This window comes from Azomonas macrocytogenes, assembly GCF_014191985.1.
Taxonomy (GTDB): domain Bacteria; phylum Pseudomonadota; class Gammaproteobacteria; order Pseudomonadales; family Pseudomonadaceae; genus Azomonas; species Azomonas macrocytogenes.
Genome location: NZ_JACHXI010000009.1, coordinates 119,079 through 140,248, shown reverse-complemented (window position 1 = coordinate 140,248; position 21,170 = coordinate 119,079). Strand labels below are relative to the sequence as shown.

The window sequence follows — 21,170 nt, the reverse complement described above, 5'->3', positions numbered from 1 at the left end:
GCTTGGCTACCTGTCGCCCAACGACTATGCCAGGAAGATGAAGCAGGCCGCTTGACCCCGTGCTTCTTGGCGTCCGTTCTCAGGGGACAGGTTCAAGCCCACCCCGCTCGTCCTGGGCAACCAAATCCTCCACCCCTTTTTTCCATAGGCGCGAGATACACAACCTTTTGCCCCTTGAAGCTGGCTAACAGCTCGCCGAACTGGCGCACTCCCATATAGAAATACTCGGCCCCAATTTTCTCGATGGGAGGCCTAGAGGCTGTTATTAACCCGCGCACTATTTGATCAGCCCGGTGCTGCCAAGGCTTTGATAGCGGTGGGCAGCATCAGGCAGACGAAGGCGATGAAGTGAAAGCCAGCCAACCGCTCCTGAGCGGTTTTTTTGTGTCCGAGGCATGGCTGCACCCGCGTTATGGGCAGGCCGGGTGTAGGGGCCTTTGGACTTTTCCTATCAAGCAGCTTCCACTGCAGCCACCAAACGCTGGCCTAAAGCGGATATGGTATGCGGCTCTGATACTTAAAACTCGGAGCTGCACATGGACGTACTCAAGGATATCGCCACCATAGTCACTGCCATAGTCGGGCTTGGAGTAGCCATATGGGGTATATACAAGGGCTACATCGAGTTTCATCTTCAAGGCAAGCAAAGGCGCGCTGAGATATTTCTTAAGAAGCAAAGTGAGTACTTTGGCAACAAATCCTTTTGTGAACTTCGTTATCTTCTTGGAAGAGACGATGAAAAATTGAAAGATATTGCATTCGAAGACAAGCGGGCTTATCTGACGTTTTTTGAAGAAATAGCTGTATTGAAAAACAGCGGACTTATCAATCCAGATCTTACTTATTATATGTTTGGCTACTACGCAACGCAGTGCTTGGAGAGTAAAAATTTCTGGTTAGATCTCAACAAGCAAGATATTTTCTGGAACGTATTCCTGCGCTTCTCCACAGAGATGAAAGTACGCTTACACTCAAGGAAAGAAGTCATTAAACATGACATTGAATTCTAAGGATTTTCTCAAGCCGACGATCACTTCGGCTTCACCGCATCCACCCTCTTCCACCGATCGGCCGTCCTCAGTGTCCCGAGCCCCAACATCGCAAACGTCAGCTCCCACAGCGAGTCGTCCAAACTGGGCAGTTCCGGCACACCGGTAACGCCACAGACGGTCAAAATCCATGGCAGCAGAGGTCGCAGCAGGAACTGATACCAGAGCCCCACGGCACATGCCAACAGGCAGAGCGGCCGGCCCAACGCCTGAAACCCAGTCTGGCTCTGCGCCTCGATCTCATTGATTTTTGCCTGGGCCAGATTGATTTGCAGATCTGCATCGAGCTGTTTGAAATCGGAGTCATACTGGAGTTTGAGCAGCTCCATCTGAGCCTTGGCCTGGGCCTCGGGATCTGGCAGAACCCGATTGATAATATCCGACACCTGCGGCAACAGCGCGCCCAATACCGTTCCGACGATGCTCATATGGCCACCCGATTTTTGATCCAGCCGAACAGGAATGCCCGCTGGGTTTTGTTGGTTTCAGTGAGTTCCAGGTAGCGGGCGGCCTGGAGCCCGTTCAGGCCGCGCAACAACACACTGACGCCGTCCCGGGTACCCCTTGCGGCCAGGTAGCGTTTCAGGGCACCGATGGTTTTGTCGCCGAGCTGACCGTCCACGAGCAGATCGGGATTACTGCCGGCGGCGTTGAACCCGTTGAGCAGCCGTTGCAGGAATCGAGCGGCCATGCCTGGCCCCATGTTGACGCCGGTATCCACCAGCTCGGCGCCGATCTGCTCACTGAGAGCGATCACCCGATCAAAACCGGGATCGATCACGTAGCGTTGGCGGTAGATGGTCTCGGCGAGACTGCGCGGTAAATTGCGCATATCGCCGCTGTAGCCGTTGGCCTTGGCCACGGCCTCGGTAATCCCGAAATGGGTGGCGCCGCCACCGTCCAGTGGATTGTTGACGTAGCCGCCTTCGGCTTCAATGACACCGGCAATGATGCTGTCGATGGTACTACTCATGTTTTCTCCAGGCGCAAAAAAGCCCGCACGGAGCAGGCTGAAATAAATTCGGGAATATTTCTGAGTGGTTTGAGGGGATCACTGAGCCGAGTCGCCCGTCTCCGTTTATGTCACAGCACCCGCACCAGTCACCCGACGATCACCGTCACGCTGGCACTGGAGTTGGTGCCGGCTGAGGTATTGATCGTAAAGTTTCCGCTGATCGTATCGCCCGGGGCGGCTGGCCGCACGGCCACGCCCATGCGGATATGATTTGCGGTATCCATCGAACTGGAGGGTGTGGTCTGCGTCCAGCCAGCAGAGGCCGACATCGTGCTGGTTGCCCCCGAGGTCGCCTGGGCTGATGACGCGCAAGCCAATGCCAATTTGGTCGAAGCACCTGCCGCTGCCGCGAGGCTGGCCATCTCGATAACATTGTCCTGCGAGCCGTCCACGTTAGCCGTGGCGCTGCTCAGCACGTCCAGGGCGGCGGCACCCCTCAGCACAACGATATGCAAGCCAAGACGTACAGCTGACGCCTGCATCCACATCGAGCTTGCGTTGGCATCCCCACTGTCCGCCGTCCGCTTGTAGACGCTGGTGTATTGGTACACCGCTCCATTCACAGTGCCTGCTGTTGCCACAAGTGTCCAGCCGGGCGGCGGAGTCAGCGTATCCCGATGCATTACGCACGCGAGCAGTAAATCGCCCGCAACGGTGGCGGACGGGATGGTGACACTGGTGGAGACGTCGGTCACGAAGCTGGTGGTACTGTACCCCACGACAGTCACCGCGTTCTGGTAGTGGAATGTGTGCTGATACCGCTGCAGACTGGCCAGCCCATCGCGCACCGCCCATAGCTCGGCGATCACGCTGCCTTCATATGTCGTGGCCAGCGTTACGGTCGTACCACTGATAGCCGTCTGGCTGACCAACTCGGCCAACGTGTCGGCGCGCAGCAGCCTGGCGCTGTAGGTCACGCCAGACTCAGGACCGATGTTGCCCTGCAGTGTGTCGATCAGTTGATCCGCTTGCAGGAGACGGTCGCGATGGCTCCAGGTCAACACGACATCGCCGACGATGGACGCCGGATAGTACGCGCCACCGATCCGGAATTGTCCTGGTGGATACGGCCGCCCCTGCCGCTGAGCCATGACCAGGCTGTCGACGGCGGCCAGCGCAGGATCAAGCTGGCCCTCGCTGGTCTGGGTCAGTAGGCGCGCCTGTATCGTTGCGCCCGAGGTGTAGGCCGCTGCATCGATGGCGCCGTTGCTCTCGATAAACCAGATCCGCGCGCCGGCGGCGTGAGTGGCCGGAACGGTATCGATGCAGCCTCGGGCCATGGTGCCGGTCAGGGTGCTGGTATCAAAGGAATCGATGCGCACGATCTCATCGTCGATCAACGCAGCACCGCCTACCTCGACGAAATCAAGATCGGTACCAGCAGTCAAGATAAAGGCGGTGGCCTGGCGATCCAGTGCCGAGACCAGTAGCCCCGAGGGGCAAAAGTCCCCGGCATCATCGGCGTCGATCCAGGCCCCGGAGCCGACCCGATCTTGCAGCGTGTAACTCAGCGAGAGACTGGTCGGCTTGACGGCCAAGGCCTGCAAGTAACTGGCGGTGCTGTCGATCAGGTCCAGGTTGGCAGGATCCGTGGTCTGGGCCAGATCACGCCAGGTGCGCTCTGTCAGTTTGCGCAATGCAATAGCGGTCGGCGTGCGGTCCGGCGGTACCCAGCCGCTGGGCTGGACGCTGGCCATACTGCTGGTGGCCAGGCCGAACACATCTTGCACGACGGTGACGGTGATCGCACCGTCGGTCAGGGTGCCATCCTCGATTCGGCCGGCGCGAACTACCAGAGTCTCAATCCCGCGTTTCAGGCTGCGGATGCGTAGCGGTTGGCCAGGCTGGAGCTGATACCCTCGTCGGTCGAGGCGCAGCTTGAAGCGCTTTAACCCGGCAGATCGTGCTCGCAGCTCACGTACGGCTACGCGTCCCGCCAGGTCAATCGTAGGTATGCCGGGATAATCAAGAGTGGTGGAAATCACTTGGCCATCGGACTGGATAGCCGCCAGATTACGCTCACGCCACTGGCGGTCCTCATCCTTGATCGGGTCGTGCCATTTGATGATCAATTCGTTGACTGCACCGGAGCTGGCGCCGTTGTCGTCCTGATCGATGCCGAGTAACCCAGAGTCCTCGTCGAACAGTGATAGGCTGTCAGCGTCGTAGTCGTCGCGGATCAGGTCCAGGTGGAACAGCCCGTCGAACCTCGACAGATACAGATTGGCGCCGATGTGGTCGAGGACGGTCTGGATAAAGTTTTTCACTGAGTCCTGCCGATTCCAACGCAGGCACAAGCCAAAACCCTCCGCATACAGCTGATCGGCCGCCGCCATGAATGACGCCTCATGCAGCCGCCCGCGCGCCATGCCGCCACCCCAATCGCGGTTGGTCAGGCATTCATAGATGATATGTGCCGGATTCATGGCGTTAATCGGGCCGTCATCCGGGCCAATCAAGGAAATGGTGGCCTTGCTGGTATACCAGGGCGCTCCGTCCCAGCCAGCCGTAGTACGCCACACGCGCATCTTCCAGGGCTTGAGGTACGGCGTCATAGCCGAGACCTGGCCGTCAAAAAACAGCGTCATCATGCCGCGAAACCCGGGCACAGCGCCGCCCAACATGGATGCCAATAGGCTGGGCGCGACCTGCGCCGACTCGCCCATCATCACGTCGAGCGTGCCTTTTATGCCGCCTTCTTTTTTATCGCCGCCGAACAACTTAGGCTTGTTGATAGTGATCCGCTGGCTCGAGGTAACGCTGCCGGAAAATACCTCCTTGCCGTCTGCCTGGATAGCGACCAGGGCATTCATCGGGCCACGCCCAATACCCATGTGGATCCCCATGAAATATTTGTAGCCGATGGTGACCGATCCGCCCATGCCCATGGCTATTGCTCCTTGCGTGCGTGATCGACCAGATGCAGGGCAAGGGCATCGCCGGTGGCCATCAGCTGGCTGGCCGGGATACCGCCGTCCCGCACAATTGCCGACCAATCCAGGCCGTAGCGCTCGCACAACGCCCGTGCACCGCGATGGCAGTAGCCGGGGCGCAGGCCGTAGCTGGGTACGCTATGCAGGTGATCCAGCGTGACCATGAAATCGTCGCTCATCATCATTTACCGCTCGAGGTCTTGACCTTGCTAGTCCTGAATCGCCCAAAACTCAACACTTGCCAGTCCTGGGTCCAGCAGTCGCCGAAAATCACACACTGCGGCGTCCCCTCATCGGGTACCGGCAGCTCAAAGTCGCTCAATGCTGCAGGCTTTGGCTCCTGTGCCTTGGGGCGCGTCAGATAGCTGATCGTCATGGATGCCACCATGACAATTAGTTGCACTACAATCGGATTCAACGCAGCCTCCTAGAAATAGTTGTTGCCGTCGTAGGGCGACTCGCCCGCTAGGTGCGGGATGCCACCGTAGTTGGCCAGGTTGTCGTAGGCCTGGCAGGCGGCTGTGGTCTGCGCGCAGCCGGGATAGACCCTGATCGCCTGGTTGAGCGACAGACCTGCCGTCCCGCCCAGGATCGTCAGAGTGGAGCCGATATGGCGCTCGATACTGCGGCGCTCGTACTCGCCCGCACCGATGGCCCACTCGATCAGCCCAGCCGTGAAATGACCATCCGGATACGCCGCGAATTCGCCGTTGCTAAGGTCTGCCCCGTCCAGGCTTTGAATCGTCGAGTCGACGCGATGGCTGGTCATGTCCACGCCGCAGGGCACTGAGTAGAGAGCGTGCGGGCAGTTGCGCTCCCAGCCCAGGCGCAAGCCCTGCATATCCATGCGCTGGGTGATCGGTGAGCATTTGATCGAGCAGCGATCCAGCGCCGGCCAGCTCACCGAACTGATCTCACCGGCCCAGATCACGATGTAATCATCGACGCCGTAATGTCTGGCAAAGATCGTGAGCGATATGACCGAGCTGGGTGCCGGGCCTCGATAGAGCTGTGCGACCTCCAGATCGGCGGGCACTTCCAGGGTCAGCTCATCGGCTGCCGTCTGCCCGGTCTGGCGTACGCCGCTGTCACTGATGCCGCCACGCAGCGTCCGGAATGTGCGGGTCTGGTGGACAATATCTCGGTCGCAGGACGTGTAGCCCCAGAACTGGGTGTTACGCATGAACTGGTACAGGCGGATCGGGCGCCCCGCGGCGAGCGAGCGCTCGGCACTGTCAAAACTCATCGTCGCGTACTCCTCTGAATACCAAGCTGCTGCTGGCTACACCCTCGGAATCGGTCATGTGTTGGATCTCCACGGTGTCGTCATCGAGCCGGCATAGGACCAGCCAACTGATGCGCATCACCTCGTCCGGCGTAACGGACCGGCCCAGGGCCGCATTAAGGGCGAGCCGCTCCATATCAGCCGTCTGCTCGGCAGCGCCCGTAATGCGCCGATGAAAGACCGTGCCATCCCACAACTCGATCCTGATATCCCGCCGTCCCGGACGCGCCTGCCCGAATCGGGCATAGCCGCAGTTGGCAACATTGAGCGTGGTCGCCACCTCGGTAACCGGAGCGACGAGCGTCAGGTCGTCGGCGTGGGTCGGCAGCCAGATCGGCACTTGCCGCCCGCGCAGTGCATAGAGCAATGATCGGTAAGCGGCGCGCTCGGCCCGGCCCAAGTCCAGCCAGCGCCAGCCCTGTACTGGCATGGCGCGGTTGGCAGTATCGGTCACCAGCGGCATGGCCGTGCTGTTATCCAGCGTCAGCAGCAACCGCTGGTAACTGGCCGTCAGATCCTCGCTCTCGTCGGGCCGTTGCTCAAATACCGGTTGACCTCTATATATAGTGGCGGGAAGCACCTCGGCCAAGTCGCTCGGGTCCATCAGCAGAAAATGCACATCTGTTGAATAGAGCCGATCTGTCAACCGCGTCAGGCTGGGCTGCTCGGTCAACTGCGCCGTGCGGGCCGGATAGAGCCGCGTACCGGATGGCCATGCCTGGCTCGTGCCACGAGCCAGGTCGAGGCCACTGGCATCAATACCGGCCACCTCGACAACCTCGACCGAAAACGCGGACTCGCCGCGCAGCATGGCCAGGCCACCCACCGCGAAATCCAAATGCTCGGTTTTGCAATCGATCCGCAGCGCACCCAGGGCGACTGGCGTATCCAGCAGCTGGATATCCGGCCACATGGGCAGCGCCCAGATTCGAGCACCCCAGGAAAACAAGGCAAGGTCCAGCAGCTGACGCTCGCGGCCTTCGGCATACATCGCACCCTCGAACTCCCGGCGCGGTGCGATCCGGAGCGCACGGCGTTGCTCAACAAAACTCTCTGACTGCAGCACATCAGTCAGCCAGCTCAGGCGCTCGAGCACACCATTCGACCAATCCGGCACGAATGCCCAGGCGATGATGCGCGTCGCGGTGATCTCGATAGCGGGCGATTCGCCGTTGTCGAAAACCCAGGCCAGCGCGGTATCGAGCACGGCAGGGCCATCCGGCGTGACAGATACCTGCCATTCGCGCTCCTGGAGCGCCGCGAACAACAATGGCGGCGAGGGTTGCCCGGTGAGTTCGATGCCCTCATCAACACCTGTGATCGCATTCAGGGTGCGGGGCTCTAGCCAGGCGTTCCAGGCATAGGCTGGCGTAGTCTGAGTTGATACAACGTTACCGAGATCCAGCGCCTGCGGACTGAGATGGATGCGGTAGTACCAGTCATCGCCAAAACACCCCACTCGCTGAGCAGCGATAACTCGGCCGTTGGCCTCGACCGGCCAGTGAGCGATGAGACCCGCCTGTCCGGCACGCTGGGTATCGCTGACAAAGGGCGCTGGGTCGAACTGATTGATCCAGACGAACGAGTCATGTGCAATGGTCAGATGCGGATTATCGATGCCACCGCGCGTCGGCCTGACATGCTGCCCGACAAGCACAGCCATTTATGGGCCCTCGTAGCGGATGGCCCAACCGAATGTGCCAGTGTGTGCGATTCCTGATCCGCCATTCCGGGTTGTAGTATTTTTGCGATACCAGGGGTAAACCTTCCAGCGGTCACTGCCGATGGTGATGATCTCGCTAGGCTCGTAGTTATCGACACGCGTGTACCGAGCATGCTCAAGGTCAGTAATCAAACTAACTTTGAGCTCCGGCCGTTTTTTGTAGGATCTGATCGGAAGTAGCACGGCCTCGCTATTCCACGCATTTGGCAACAACCCGATTAAAGGGACTATAGGTGCAATACCGACGGGATAATCAGTTAGATACTGCCCAAGCCACCAGCCTTGCGCGTCCAGGTCCGAATGCACAAATCCATTTCGGCCGCCCCCCGAACCTGTAACAGTTGCCCAAAACAAGGCGCCAGATGTCGAGTTATCGCCGGGATCACCGCCAGCCCCCCCCATGATATAGATAGGGCCTCCAGTTGGGTTTACACCAGATCCTACAGTTGCACCCACCCACATCCCGCTGCCGGGCAACCCGTCTACAGTCGAGAGTCCGAATGCGCACCATTGGTAAAAGTCGACGTTGTAATTAGCGACCAGGTATACCTCGCCATTGAACACAAAAATCTCATACGACAATGGCCAGACCAAGGGTTGAGTGCCAAGTTGGCCAATCCGTACGACATTGGGCATATCGCCAGCTGTCGCGCTGGTGCGCCCCAGCAGAGTCAGGTAGCCAGAAACTATCTGCAGACGCAGGAACATCGCATCTTTGCTCAATACCTCCGAGCCAGCATTCCACGCCCAACCCTCGGTTACACAGGCATCGATCAGCGCCTGGCGCAGGGCAGTCATGTCGACTGCCGATCCGCTGTAATAAGCCATCAGTCGTCGAGCCTCATTGCATAGTAATCGGTGAATCCGGTGCGCCAGACGTCCTGAATCACCACGTAATCCATGCCATCGACGGTCAGGGTGTTTTCCACGGCGTTGTTGAATCCGGAGATATAGAAGATGCCGTCCAGCGCGCCCCACAAGTTGGCGCTGTTGTCGTGAAGCTCGACCGGGAGCAGATGATATGTGCCTCCCGTATCGCGCAATTGAGTCGTCCCGGCGAGGGCGGCATTGCCCCATGGGTAACAGTAGGGTTGCCTCCATTGATCATTCGTGCGCAGCGCCATGTTGGTTTTGTTGCCTTTGACGTAGCCAGAATGGCTGGTATCGCTAAAGCGCGTCGCTGGTGTGCCGTTAAGCATGCCGCCACAGACCACTGGATACGGGTACTGGCTCGGCCTGGCATACGGCAGGAATTTGCCGACGTAGCAGCTCTCGTACACAGGTGTGCCAACCTTCATTGCTAACACGATCCGCTGCGGATTTACGGTCAGCCAGTAGTCGATCCGGTTGTTGTGCGCGGGCACACCGGAAAGTGCCGCGCTCGGCTGGGCGTCAAACGTATTGCCGGCGACATAGCCGGTGAACGTGGCTGCCACCAGGTTGTAGTAGTCGGCGCTGGCGTTTTGGTACGTCCTGAATCCGACGAAGATTTCCTCTTCGCCGCTGTAGCCAGCCCCCTTCAGGATCAGCTCCCGGTTGGCGACCGAGGTGTCATAGCGCAGCACGGTCCAGCCGTTAGCACTGGCAAAATCCTTGATCTTTTCAAGCATGGCGTAGTGCGCGAGCTGGGTTGTGTTGTCGACGTAGCCTATGTCGTGGGGCATCAGTTGAGCTCCAGCAGTGACCGGAATTTCGCCGGATCGCTTGAAATTGCAATGGCCAGGCTGTCGACGCCGGCGGGGCTGCTCATGACCGAGGCAATCCGCCCAGGGTCATCAAGCAGGTAGAAGTTCTGGCGGTTTTGCAGGGTGGTGGATGCGGCCTTCGCCGGCTCGGCCAGTTGCACATTGCCCAGCGTTGGCGCCGGCAGCGCGGGTGCGGGGATACCGGCCAGACCGCCGGTGGCGTGGCGGATGCGGCGGGCGTAGTCGTCGAGGCTGGCCATGCCACGGGCGTTGAAGTCGTGCAGAAACGACAGAGCCCCTGGCTGCTGGGTAACGGCTGAGCGGGTGACAAACTCGCCGTTGCTGAGCCATGCAGGGATACTGTCGGATGTCGGGCTGCCAGGGCCTGTGACGTGGCCGCCGTCGGCAAAACCCAGCCACGAAAGCCAACTGGAACTGCTCGCGGCTGATGCTCCAGTTGCGGTGCCACCCGATCCGCCAAACAGCCCACTGAACCAGTTACCGATACCAGAAAATAACGAGCTGCTACCCGATGCGGCAGTTGAGGTAGTGGCGGTACCCATGGCTGTCGCTAGGCTTGCCGCTGCTGCCTCGATAGCTGCCGCACCCGTTACCAGCGTGCCGCCGGCTGTGTTAAGCGCAACCGCTGAGCTGGTCACCGCCGCAGCCCCCGTCGCCAGGCCGGTGTCGGTCGGCTGACTACTAAACACACTCATGATCCCCTTGGTCGCCTGCTCGGCCAGTTGCTGGGCGGCGAGTTGAGCCATGGCATCCGCCACACTGGAAATCAGGCCGGTAACGGCATCGCGCAAATTCATGGTGCGATCGGCCAGGCCGGTGAGGGCTTCCTGAATGCCGCTGGTAAGGCCGCCTTTCAGGGCCAATTCGAAGTCACTAGCGGCGTGGCGGGCCGCGATGATTTTGTTTTCAATCTCGCTGATCTGGTTGAGTGCCTGCTCGCCAGCCTCGCCTCCCTGCGCAGCAATCTCGCGCAGAGCCGGCAGTTGTTGCTCCAGCAAGTCCGTCTCCTGGCGACGCAATGCCAGGATCTTCTCGCGGGCTTCGGTTTCAGTGATGAGACCCGCATCCATTTCCGTGCTGACACGGGATTCATCGCGCGCAGTACCGGCAAACGCCTTGTCGATCCGATTCTTGATGGCATCCAATTGAGCTTTGGCTTTCTCAAGCGGAAATATTTTCTCGGCCCACTCCTGGCCTGCCTCGTTGGCATCCTCGGCGAGTTGCTTCAGCAGCTCCTTGTGCTGTGTCTCGATCCGGAGCGCAGAGGCTTCGTACTCTTTTCCGGTGAGGTCCAGATACTTGGCCTGCAGATCCGCATTGGTCTTGTCCTGAGCCTGCAGCCGCTTCTGCTCGTTATCACTGAGTCGCTGCTGCTCGGCATCCAGATCGCCCAGGCGCTTGGTCATTTCGGTGCGGGCATCAGCAATCTTTTGATCCAGCTGAATGCGCTGCTGGCCTGTAGTGGCCGCTCGGTTCTTGGCGGTTTCCAGAGCTGATATCTGCGCATTGAGCGCACCGGTTACCTCATGCCGCTCACGTTCGATCAGGGCCGTGCGTTCCTGCAGGTATTGCTGCTGATTGACCAGCCCGGCTTTCTGGCGGGTATCGAGGTTCTTTTCGTAGTTCTTGTAAGCGGCATCGATCAGCTTGAGCTGATTCTGGACGTTGTTTACTTCGGTCAGATCGACAGCGGACGACTTTGGCGTCTTTGCGTATCTTTCAATGATCTTGGCGCGACGTTTATCTACTTCTTCCTGAGAAAGATTCAATTTTAAGGCGGTAGCCGCTAGCTTATTCAGCTCAATCTGCTTGTTTTCTTCGTTATCTCGATACCTGGCGTCAATATCTGCAAGATCTTTTGTTGCCTGAACCCGATCACGACGCCTCTTTGCTATCTGTTCCTCTTGCTTGGCTGCTACGGCGTCATCGTCAATCGTTTGCTGAATAAGATCACGCTCTTCCTGAAGCTCTGAAAGTCGCCGCTGACTGCGAGATGTTGCTCGACCGAATCTGTCAGTGCTTGGATTGCTTTGAATTTTGGCTATTTGCTCATTAACTTCAGCCAGTCTCTCTAAATCAGTAGTCTGACGGCCGATGCCTTTCATGGCATTCCATGCTCGCCCCCATGCCTCTGAAATTGCATGGCCAGCTTTAACCAGCCACCCCGAGTGCTCTATAACTCTTTTTGCGGCGGTTTCCTGTGCATCCGCATAGGTATTTTGAGCAAGGGCTGCTGCTTCTGCTTTCTGTCCATTTTCTTGCAGCGTTCTAATTTGCTTATAGGTCGAGTCGGTCAGGAAGTTTGTCGACTTGTTCAGCTCAAAGATGGCGTCAACAGGATTTTCCGCCAGCTTTACGTAATCAGCGACAATTTCATCGACTGATCGTCCGGTAGCCTTTGACATGGTTATCGCAGCAGTTCCGATCTTCTCAATTACATCTGAAGAGACCTGCCCTGTTGATACAAGCGCTGCAAGAACTTCTACATTTTCGCCGATAGTACCTTTGGTTTCCGACATTCGCTTGGCCATGTCGGCCAATTGATTGGCGCTCAACCCTATTGATGAGTTAGTTAAATCTAGAGCCTTATTAAAATCAGCTTGCTCCTGCGAGCCTTGATAAACAGCGACTCCAAAAGTTGCAAAGGCGGCAGCCGTAACATTAACGGGCGTTGCCAGCCCTTTTACATATCCACCCATTGCCTTGAGCGCCGGAACGACTCCGCCAAACTGGTCCTTTAACTGCCCGCCCTGTTGAAGCAATACAGTGAGCAACGGCATCCCGCCCTGCAGCGATACAGCGATGTCGGTGAACTGCGCGGGAAGCGTCCGAAGAGCATTGCGATACTCGCCAGCCGTCAGCGCGCCACGCCGCATAGCATCGGAATTTTGGTTAATGCGCCGATTGGCCTGCTCTAGACCGCGCATGTTACGCAGCGTATCCAACGTCTGCTGGACGGATTGCCGATAGTTTCGCTCGGCCTCGGCCTTCTGTTTGGCTGAAAGCGTGGCGTCATTCATCACTAGGCGGTACTGATTGCGCAGTTCAATAAGCTTGCGCTGCTCAGCCTCGATACTGCCCACGCCGAGCGAGTTGCGGGCACCAGCCAATGCGGCGCCATTGCTACCTGAATTGGTATTCAGGTTTGCCGCTTGACGGGCACGCTGCAGCAGATCACGGGTTTTCTCAACCTCTCGGCGATAGCCCGCCTCGGCCTCGGCACGCTGCTTGGCGGACAGCGTGGCGTCGGCAATGACCTGGCGGTATTGATTACGCAGATCAGCCAAACGCTGCTGGAGTTGCTGGATCTGCCCAACGCCCAGGGCATTACGGGCGCTAGCTTGAGCTGCGGCGCCGGTATCAACTACCGGGACTGGCTTTGCCGCTTCCTGGCGAAGTGCTCGCAGTCGCGCCAAGGATTTATCGACAGCGGCACTGTAAGTCGCTTCAACCTGGGCTCTTTGCTTGGCAGAAAGGCTCGCGTCAGCCATGACCAGGCGATACTGACTGCGCAGTTCAACGAGCTTGCGCTGCTCAGCATCGATTCTGTTGGCGCCTAAAGCATTACGCGCATTGGCCAGTTTCTCTGCAGACTCATCAATAATGATTGGAACAGGCTTAGAGGATTCCTGCCGCAGGGCGCGCAGTCTAGCCAGCGACCTATCGACAGCCGCACTGTAATTCTTTTCAGCTTCAGCACGCTGTTTTGACGACAAGGTCGCATCAGCCATCACAAGGCGGTATTGGCTTCGAAGGTCGATCAGCTTTCTTTGCTCGGCCTCTATGTTGCCAACGCCTAAGGTATTCCTGGCAGCCATTCTGGCTGCATTCTGCGCGGCATTTGGATCGGGTGCAGGCAATGGTGTCGGTTTGGCAGCCTCTTGGCGTAACCGGCGCAGCGTATCCAGCGAGCGATTAACCGCCTTGCTGTAGTTAGCTTCGGCTTCTGCTCGCTGTTTCGCGGAGAGGCTGGCATCACTGGCTACCAAGCGGTATTGCTGCCGCAATTCAATCAGGCGACGCTGTTCCGCTTCGATCTGGCCTACGCCCAGGGAGTTACGGGCATTCTGCTGGGCAGCATCGGCCCGGCCGGCCGACAGGCGCTGGTTGTACTCCTGGTTAAGTTTGCGCTGGGCCGCAGCCAGATTGGTCGTATCGACGCCGGCAGCGCGTAATTCTGCTTGCAGGCGCTTAAGTTGGTCGGACTGGGTGGACTCCTGCCGCTGCAAACTTTTTAGTTCATTGGCAGCATTACGGAATGACTGCTGTAACTGCTCGCTCGGATTGGAAGCGCGAGCCATCTCAGCTTGTAGATCACTTAGGCGATTCTTGGCCTGTTGGATCTGATTGGCCGTTTTCTGCAGGGAGTTTTCCAACTCACGGGTCGAATTGATTGTGCGCAGCGGTTTTTCTACTGCTTGAACAAGATCTGCAAATTGCTTGCGGAAACCGGCCACCTCACGGATAGCCGCATCAAGATCGGCATTGAGACGAAATTCAATATCAGCCATGGGTCATGGTCCTGGACAGCGCGGCCGGGATTTTCCCGAGTACGGTTTGGAAGGCGAGCGGGTCAGCCGTGAAATGGCGTCAGTAGCGGCTTTTCCACCGCTGTATCCGAGATTACTGGACAAGATATCGCGGGCTTGCTGGCGATCAGAGATCCGCTCGGCTTCGAGGTAAAACAGATTTAGCTGGCGGACGGTGTAGCCGAAGAGGTCGCCGAATCGATGACCTCTGGCGATGAGGGTGGCAAAGACGATTCCCCACCCTGCCTCCTCTGAGCCAGTTGCTTTCTGACCCGGCGATTGACGAAAAAACTGTTATTGGCCAACCACCAGATGATGAGCAGGTCTTGCCCCTCTTGCTGGGTCAGCCCATCAATCCACTCTACTGGCTTGTCACAGCAGGCCGAGACCAGCGGCATTACAGCCCATTTATTCTCGAACAGGATATCCAGGAGCCGATCAATACCCGCATCCCCTTCCAGTTCCTGATCTGCCAAGGCGGAAAAATCATCGGAAACTGCCTTGAGTTCGACTCCAAATTCCATCAACTGCCCAAAGCGCAACTCGCGCATGACAATCTTCTCACCAGCGATGGTCAGGTGCTTGTCGGGGTTTAGGATATCGAGGTCGCTCTCAACGTCAGGCTGCTTTGCAGTTTTTTCCATGATTTCTCCGTGCCTAAAACGAAAAAACCCGGCTTAAGGCCGGGCTATGACATTCATATCTATCTAGATTAATTCTGCGAACCTAACGCTACAAAAAGAATCACTACTGTGAAGATGATGCTCGTCCACCAAAACGGAGCATCGCTCCGTGTATCGCCCGCTTTACGTTGCGATACCTGAACAAGGATTCCCGTTACAAACAATCCAATGAATACCCATGTAAGCATCATTCCCTCTTGATGCCTTGGTGTTCCGGGAATGGCATTCGAAAGGTCCATCCCGCTAACAATCAGCGCACCTAATGCAAGCAAATAAATTACACGTCTAGCAGGAAAGCCAGTTTTAACTCTGGCTCTATCGGCGAAGTCAACTTGACAATGCTTGCACCGCACAGCCTCAGCTTTAATAAGCTCTGCACAATAAGGGCACTTCTTCTCATCTGGCTGCATATCTTTCTCGCAAAAGTACCACGCTACCAAGTGCCCATAGCAAAAACCCGGAACCAGTCCGGGTTTTAAGCATTGCCCTCAGATCGCCGCAGTACCCGTCTGGATCAGGCGCCCAAATCGGCCCAGCGATCCCGATGCCGGTTTGCGAGTATCGAGCAGCGAGGTGAAGGTCACAGGCATGCCGAGCACGTCAGTACCATCAGCGATGAGGGCCAACTCGGTGAGCAATCCCGCGCTGACCCTGTACAAGTCCAGAATGACTCCATTGCTGTTGTCGGCCAGGTTGATACCTTCGTAGCGCAAGGCCATCTGCTTTTGCCCTGCGTTCAAAAATGCTGTCTGGCTGTATTCAGTGAACGAATAGGCGGCCTTGAATGGCTGGATTGGTGCTGGGCTGGTAGGGATGGACAGGATCTTGACACTGCCGTGTACTGCGTTCAGTTCGTAGTTTTCAGGTGCCAGGGCAATTGGGGTTCCCGCACTATCAGTGATGGTCAAACCGCTGACGTTGGGGTTATCCAGAGCGATGATGTCGCCCGCCACCAACTCCGTCGGCAACACTTCACCGGTAACCGTGCCGCCCTCAACATCGCTTGAGGTGCCATTGGTGAATAGCGCCAGATTACGGGTGTTGATGCTGTGCAGGGTAGCGTTCCAGGTCATGTCCTGGGAAATGCCGAAATCTACTGCCAGCGAGCGTTTGCCTGAATAAGATTCGCGATGCTGAACACGTTCTTCGGCGATTGCGCCGGTCAGTACTGAGACATCGAACAATTCAAAATAGGGGCCGGTGATACCAGTGGCGTCGATAAGTGCCGCGAGCACATTACCCTGGCTGAAAGAAAACGTCTCACGTTGAGCAATAGCCATTACTGGATCTCCTGTTCTGGGGTCGTGAATTCTTCAGGCGTATCGGCTTCGCCCAAGCCGTCGGCGGTCGGTAATTTCTTGATGACCTTATTCGCGAGCAGGAATTGGGCATCGTGCAATGGTAAGGTCAGGTCATCGCCGGGTTTGTAGGCCCGCCCCGCATGGGTATGCGATTTGGCCAGGGTTACGGTGACTTCAGGCATTTTGTGGTCTCATAAAAAAGGCCTGCAGTTGCAGGCCTTTGGCTATTTCATCCGGATCACGGCTTTTACCGTGACGGGTATTCGAACAATCGCGGCGCGTTCTCCATTGCCGGGGGGATACATTTCGCTGGCTCCGATCAGCACGCCGGCTATCCCTTTAGGCATCCAATTCAGCGGACGTCCAAAGGGCGGGATAAGTGCTTGGAATAAATCCAGCATCAGGTCTTCCAGTGCGGCCTCGTACTCATCCAACCCGACGTCGACGGCACCCACGACATCGAACGCGGTATTCAGATTGATTACGCCCGGGGACTGCTCAGGCGCTTTGCCACGGCCGTACTGCACGACGACCAACGGAAAACCTACGTCTTCCCGCTTCAAAACTTCGTTCATCCACCCCGAGCGGACATTGCTGCCCGCATCGGTCAGATAGCCGTTATCCTGGGTGATGGTTTCCAGCCGGGCCAGCAGCGCTTTGCGGCCAGCGGTCAGCAGGTTGATTTCAGTCATGGTTGCACCATGCAGGCAGCGGTCATCATGTAACCATCGTCGGAAATGACCTCTTCGACGATGAACCGCTCAGCTCCGATAATAAGTACTCCGCCACGCTCGACGGTCAGCAGATCCGGCTTGCGCCAGGTGATGCCGACCGAGTCTGTGAGAAATACTCCGTCCGGCCCTGTCCGCTCCAAGTTGCGCTCCAGGATGACCTTGAAGGGCAGAGAGATAGGGCCTGACTGGTTGGCTATGTACTGGGCACTGCCATCGGCGAACGTATCGACGACGCGGTCAAGCATACGGTCGCGCATATTGGCCCAGCCCATGGCTTAGGCCACCGCTGCCGGGGCAGATACGCCATTCAGGCGGCAACGACCGAAAGCCGAAGGGTTAGCCGCTACCTCGGTAGCCATCCCCACCAATACCAAGCCGGCAGCCGAGACGTTGGTCAGGGCGCGACTGGTGGTGTTCATGAAGATCGGATCACCCACCGCCCAGGCCTGCGCACTGATCTTGGCAAGCTCAAATACGCCGCCCAGCTTGAGCTCGACTGGATCACCCGCGACCTCAGTGGTAGCAGCTACACCAACAATGGCCCCGACTTTGTAGATTTGGCCAGAGACAGTGCCACCGGCAGGCGCTGGAACGGTGACGATGTCGCCTTTTTGAATGAAGCTTTTCATGGATTACCTCACTGCAGAAACAAAAAAGGCGCCGTTATGGCGCCCGTGCTGGTTCGGTTCGGGTTAGACCCCGGCGTTTTTGTAAGCGCCGCGATAATCGATCCACGCCGCCCCGAAGACCAGTCGGGCTTTGATTTCCAGACCATCCACTTCGAAACCTTCGCGCGTTTCCGTGAATACTCCCTGTTCGCCTTCCAGGTAGGCGTATTCGAAGGTATCTACGACACCCGGAGCCGCGAACAGATACCACTGGTTACCCGAGATACGCGCATCGACAATCACCGTCAGCGAAGCATTGCGGGTATCGTTGATATCGGCGTTCTTGGCCGGCACGTACTGCGAACTGGTGAACTGGAAGGCCTCCAGCTCCTTGTCCGGGCCGACTACCAGGAACTCAGGGCCAATATTCAGGAAGTTTCCGGCCTTGGATTTCTGCTTGCGCATAGCGGCTCGCGCAGTTGCCAGCGTGGTGATATTGATCGCCCCACCACTAGCGGCCACGTTGCCATGTGCTGCGTCGAAAATCGGCGTTCCGTCGGTGTAGTTGGGGTTGCCCAGAACCAGACTCATCACTATATCGGTCTCGACCTGCGCCGCTGCCGCGCCCATGGCTTGCGGAATGCGAGAGAATGCGCTCAGATCATCATTGACGATGGCTTCCCAAGTAATGGCAATGATCTTGCCGTACTTGGCAACCTTGATCGGCGCACCTTCTTCATCAATGGTGCCGTACTTGTATTCGCCGTGCTCGCGGACCTGCTCAAGCGCCGAAATATCCCCCAAAGCTACGCGACTGATCTCACGGAAGTCGGGCACAGACGTTTGACGGCCTAGCGGGCGCCAGGTTTGCGGAGCAAGCTCATAAGCGCTACGCAGGGTTCGAGTGATGGTTCCGCCCAGCAGCAGCGGGAAGTCACTTGTGGTGTGCATACCGGCGGCGCGGAATGCCTCGCTGTTGCAACCAAGTGCTGCGCCGGCGATTTCGCGCGGCAATAAACCACGAGCGTTTCCGCCTGAGTGCTCAATGCACTCGCGAGCCATGTCCAATAGGCGCATGCCACGAAACTCTCGGGACGACTCTTCCAACTTGATCACCGGGTTAATTCGGTGCTGCAGAGCATTGAGCATGGCCGAGCGCTTCGTGGCGAGCACCGTCATATCGATACCACCCGTAACCGTTGGCTGGCTATTGCGTGTTTCTGGCTGGGTGGTTTGTTGGCGCTCGGCCAGCTTGTCGATCAACGCTGCGCTAGCCTGTTCAACAGACGTTCCCCGCTCAATCAAATCTTCGATAACGTCATCACCAACACCCACTTTGCGGGCCATCTGGCGAATGGTAATGCAGCGCTTACGCTCGGACTCGGCTGCCTCACGGCGAATCGTGTCATTAGCCGCGCGCTGTTCTTCTTCAGTGATTTCTGGGGGCATTGCTTCTTGCTCCTCGGTAGTCGCAGCCACGACGGCCGGTTCAACAGGCTCGTCGGCCTGACAGGTTTGAAATTGGGTCTGGAAACGCTGACCGGGATAGTCAGCCGGAGTATTGGCGCTACGAACCTTGGCACCATCGTCGAAACCGATTGGCACGAGTGAAAGCTCCATCGGCTCCCAGTCGGTAGCCCGATAGGTCGGAATCTTGTCGTCGGCCTCTTCAATGATGTCGTAGCGGTGAACGGCATAGCCAACGCTGATGTTGCGCAGAATGCCGTCCTTCACGTCCTGAAAGATCGAGTCCACGTCAGGGCGCTGGCTGAATCGAATGACAGCGCGTCCCTGACCATTTTCGAGCCAGGCCCGCTCGACGACACCAATGACATCGTCCAGCTCCCACTGGCTATGAGTATTCAAAAACGGAGCACCGTTGTTCAGGCGAGCTAACCGCACAGCGGTATCGCTGACCTTCAGTTCTTCGTTATAGCTACCTACGTCCCAGGACCAGCGTCGCCCTTTGGCGCCTGTGGTCCAGGTGATTTCTACGGTTCGGTTGTCGGTGTTGACGGTTTCCGGCTTTACGGCAGCCTGAAGCCGGAATAGCGGCGTCTCAAACGTTTGAGTCGGTAGTGGCATCGTCGGTGTTCTCGTCGGTAGCGATGGAATCAGCGGGCAGGGAATCCTCCGGCTCGGTCGTATTGCTCGTAGCGGACTGAACCTGCCCAGTCCCGGATACTCGGCGCGGGTCGTAATCGAAGATCAGGCCAAGGTTGTCGAGCTTGCCGAAGAACTCGGCATAACGTTTGATGATGTCGTCCGGATCGGTGTAGCCCATCTCGCGTAGGGCATCGTCTGGCGGCAGAAGGCCCAACCTCATGCGATCCTTGATGACTTTCACCTCGGCACTTGGGTCGACCATATCCCGGCGTGGCGGAACCCATTCAGCGCCTACCTCGTCCAGTATGCCGCCGGGGAGTAGTACCTGCCCTTCCACAAACCAACGCCAGACGCCATCGCACAGTTGTGGAATCAGCATGCGCCACTGCCAGACGTCGACCCGGCGAGCGAAGTGCAGCCAGCCCATTCGACCGCTGGAGAAGTTGACGCCCTTCAGGTCGCCAGCCAGTAGTTCATAGGGAACTCCTAACCCTACTGCGATGGCGTGCAAGACTTGCCAGGAATAGGACGTGTAGCTGTTGAAGGCCGGTGGCGTGGCAAAGCTGACGCTCTCGCCCATCCCCAACTCCTGAATGATGCCGGGTTCGATCCGATCAATCAGCGGCGGTGCCTTGGCAGCGCCCCCAGCATCGTCTTTGGTGATAAAGGCAGCGAAACAGGCGGCTATCTTGGCCTGCTCCATGACGGCATCTTCCATATCATCGAAGCTATGCAGCCGTTGCATGGCCGGAGCCAGCCAGGTGTAACCACGGGCCTGACCTGGTCGCCTGGCCAGAAAGACGTGAATGATGTCCTCGGCCGGGACGCGCTTAGAGGCTGAAGTGGCGAAGGCCTGCGCCGCCCCCGGATGCTGATCGAACAGCCAGTACGCCACTCGGCGGCCGATAGGATCGAACTCCACACCCTGAATGATCAGGTTATTGCCATTCTGGCCGTTCTTGCCCTCGTCGAGAAAATCCGCTTCCAATACTTGCAGTTGGACGGGGATAGGTAAGCCGTCAGAGTTGAATCGACGCCAGCGACGAATCAGGCATTCCCCAGCCTCGACTACCGCTTCCACGATCTTGTGCTGTAGGCCATAGAAATTCTCTAGCCCATCGGCATCACAAGCGGTGGTCTCTGCCCAGGCACGCCATAGCTCGCCCAACTTCTTGTTGGCACGAGCCGTTCGGGCCTTGGAGCGCGGAACGATACCCGCGCCAACAACGTTATCGGCAATGCCAGTGATGGCTCGCTCAGCATAGGGATTGTTCCGACGCAGATCACGCGCCCGGTTGCGCAGTTTGGCCAGTGCAGGGCCGTTTTCGGCATTGGCATCTGTTCCGGATGAACGCCAACCCTGATTTCTGCGGCCTCCTGCTGCCCCATCAAAGCGGCGGGACATGATGTCGAGAGCAATGTCAGCCTGCATTTTCTTCAGGCGCTGCTCGGCCCGTTTCGCGGCTATGCCGGGAAACCATGAATCGAACATGCCCAT

The 21,170-nt window shown here is 57.8% G+C and carries 20 protein-coding genes; 1 reads left to right on the top strand and 19 read right to left on the bottom strand.

The window, feature by feature from the left end; all coding sequences use genetic code 11:
- Positions 1-536 precede the first annotated feature (536 nt).
- Positions 537-1,010, top strand: a complete 474-nt coding sequence (locus FHR87_RS10745; RefSeq protein ID WP_183166711.1) for a hypothetical protein — start codon at positions 537-539, stop codon at positions 1,008-1,010.
- A gap of 20 nt (positions 1,011-1,030) precedes the next feature.
- Here FHR87_RS10745 and FHR87_RS10740 read toward each other — a convergent pair whose 3' ends face one another.
- The 19 genes from FHR87_RS10740 to FHR87_RS10650 all read right to left on the bottom strand — a co-directional run bounded on the left by FHR87_RS10740 (position 1,031) and on the right by FHR87_RS10650 (position 21,164).
- Positions 1,031-1,477, bottom strand: coding sequence for a holin family protein (locus FHR87_RS10740; RefSeq protein ID WP_183166710.1), 447 nt, complete (start codon positions 1,475-1,477; stop codon positions 1,031-1,033).
- Entirely contained in the window at positions 1,474-2,022 is a 549-nt protein-coding gene (locus tag FHR87_RS10735; RefSeq protein WP_183166709.1) for a glycoside hydrolase family 108 protein, read from the bottom strand. The genes FHR87_RS10740 and FHR87_RS10735 overlap by 4 nt, the downstream gene beginning before the upstream one ends.
- A 128-nt stretch (positions 2,023-2,150) precedes the next feature.
- Positions 2,151-4,952 (bottom strand): phage tail protein, encoded by a 2,802-nt coding sequence (locus FHR87_RS10730; RefSeq protein WP_221189814.1) that lies wholly within the window; start codon positions 4,950-4,952, stop codon positions 2,151-2,153.
- A gap of 2 nt (positions 4,953-4,954) precedes the next feature.
- Positions 4,955-5,182, bottom strand: coding sequence for a hypothetical protein (locus FHR87_RS10725; protein WP_246335989.1), 228 nt, complete (start codon positions 5,180-5,182; stop codon positions 4,955-4,957).
- On the bottom strand, positions 5,179-5,415 hold the full coding sequence (locus tag FHR87_RS10720; protein WP_246335987.1) for a hypothetical protein: 237 nt from the start codon (positions 5,413-5,415) through the stop codon (positions 5,179-5,181). Before FHR87_RS10720 ends, FHR87_RS10725 begins: the two co-directional genes overlap by 4 nt.
- 9 nt (positions 5,416-5,424) lie before the next feature.
- Positions 5,425-6,243 (bottom strand): phage BR0599 family protein, encoded by an 819-nt coding sequence (locus FHR87_RS10715; RefSeq protein WP_183166708.1) that lies wholly within the window; start codon positions 6,241-6,243, stop codon positions 5,425-5,427.
- The gene (locus FHR87_RS10710; RefSeq protein WP_183166707.1) at positions 6,233-7,945 is read right to left on the bottom strand and encodes a hypothetical protein; all 1,713 of its coding nucleotides are present in this window, start codon (positions 7,943-7,945) and stop codon (positions 6,233-6,235) included. The genes FHR87_RS10715 and FHR87_RS10710 overlap by 11 nt, the downstream gene beginning before the upstream one ends.
- Entirely contained in the window at positions 7,946-8,833 is an 888-nt protein-coding gene (locus FHR87_RS10705; protein WP_183166706.1) for a hypothetical protein, read from the bottom strand. It abuts the gene before it with no gap.
- Positions 8,833-9,669, bottom strand: coding sequence for a hypothetical protein (locus tag FHR87_RS10700; protein ID WP_183166705.1), 837 nt, complete (start codon positions 9,667-9,669; stop codon positions 8,833-8,835). Before FHR87_RS10700 ends, FHR87_RS10705 begins: the two co-directional genes overlap by 1 nt.
- Positions 9,669-14,222, bottom strand: a complete 4,554-nt coding sequence (locus FHR87_RS10695; protein ID WP_183166704.1) for a phage tail length tape measure family protein — start codon at positions 14,220-14,222, stop codon at positions 9,669-9,671. Before FHR87_RS10695 ends, FHR87_RS10700 begins: the two co-directional genes overlap by 1 nt.
- 179 nt (positions 14,223-14,401) lie before the next feature.
- Positions 14,402-14,884, bottom strand: coding sequence for a DUF6631 family protein (locus FHR87_RS10690; protein ID WP_183166703.1), 483 nt, complete (start codon positions 14,882-14,884; stop codon positions 14,402-14,404).
- A gap of 68 nt (positions 14,885-14,952) precedes the next feature.
- Positions 14,953-15,333, bottom strand: coding sequence for a zinc ribbon domain-containing protein (locus tag FHR87_RS10685; protein WP_183166702.1), 381 nt, complete (start codon positions 15,331-15,333; stop codon positions 14,953-14,955).
- Positions 15,334-15,411: 78 nt separating this feature from the next.
- Positions 15,412-16,203, bottom strand: coding sequence for a phage tail tube protein (locus FHR87_RS10680; RefSeq protein ID WP_221189813.1), 792 nt, complete (start codon positions 16,201-16,203; stop codon positions 15,412-15,414).
- Positions 16,203-16,406, bottom strand: coding sequence for a DUF7210 family protein (locus tag FHR87_RS10675; protein ID WP_183166701.1), 204 nt, complete (start codon positions 16,404-16,406; stop codon positions 16,203-16,205). The genes FHR87_RS10680 and FHR87_RS10675 overlap by 1 nt, the downstream gene beginning before the upstream one ends.
- 42 nt (positions 16,407-16,448) lie before the next feature.
- A complete protein-coding gene (locus tag FHR87_RS10670) occupies positions 16,449-16,916 on the bottom strand; it encodes a hypothetical protein (protein WP_183166700.1) in 468 nt (155 codons plus the stop codon).
- Complete coding sequence (locus FHR87_RS10665; RefSeq protein ID WP_183166699.1) at positions 16,913-17,230, bottom strand: head-tail joining protein; 318 nt, start codon at positions 17,228-17,230, stop codon at positions 16,913-16,915. Before FHR87_RS10665 ends, FHR87_RS10670 begins: the two co-directional genes overlap by 4 nt.
- A gap of 3 nt (positions 17,231-17,233) precedes the next feature.
- Positions 17,234-17,587: a DUF2190 family protein gene (locus tag FHR87_RS10660; protein WP_183166698.1), complete on the bottom strand. Its 354-nt coding sequence runs from the start codon at positions 17,585-17,587 to the stop codon at positions 17,234-17,236.
- A 63-nt stretch (positions 17,588-17,650) separates the two neighbouring features.
- Positions 17,651-19,651 (bottom strand): prohead protease/major capsid protein fusion protein, encoded by a 2,001-nt coding sequence (locus FHR87_RS10655; protein WP_183166697.1) that lies wholly within the window; start codon positions 19,649-19,651, stop codon positions 17,651-17,653.
- Complete coding sequence (locus FHR87_RS10650) at positions 19,626-21,164, bottom strand: phage portal protein (RefSeq protein WP_246335985.1); 1,539 nt, start codon at positions 21,162-21,164, stop codon at positions 19,626-19,628. Before FHR87_RS10650 ends, FHR87_RS10655 begins: the two co-directional genes overlap by 26 nt.
- Between the last annotated feature and the right edge of the window lie 6 nt (positions 21,165-21,170).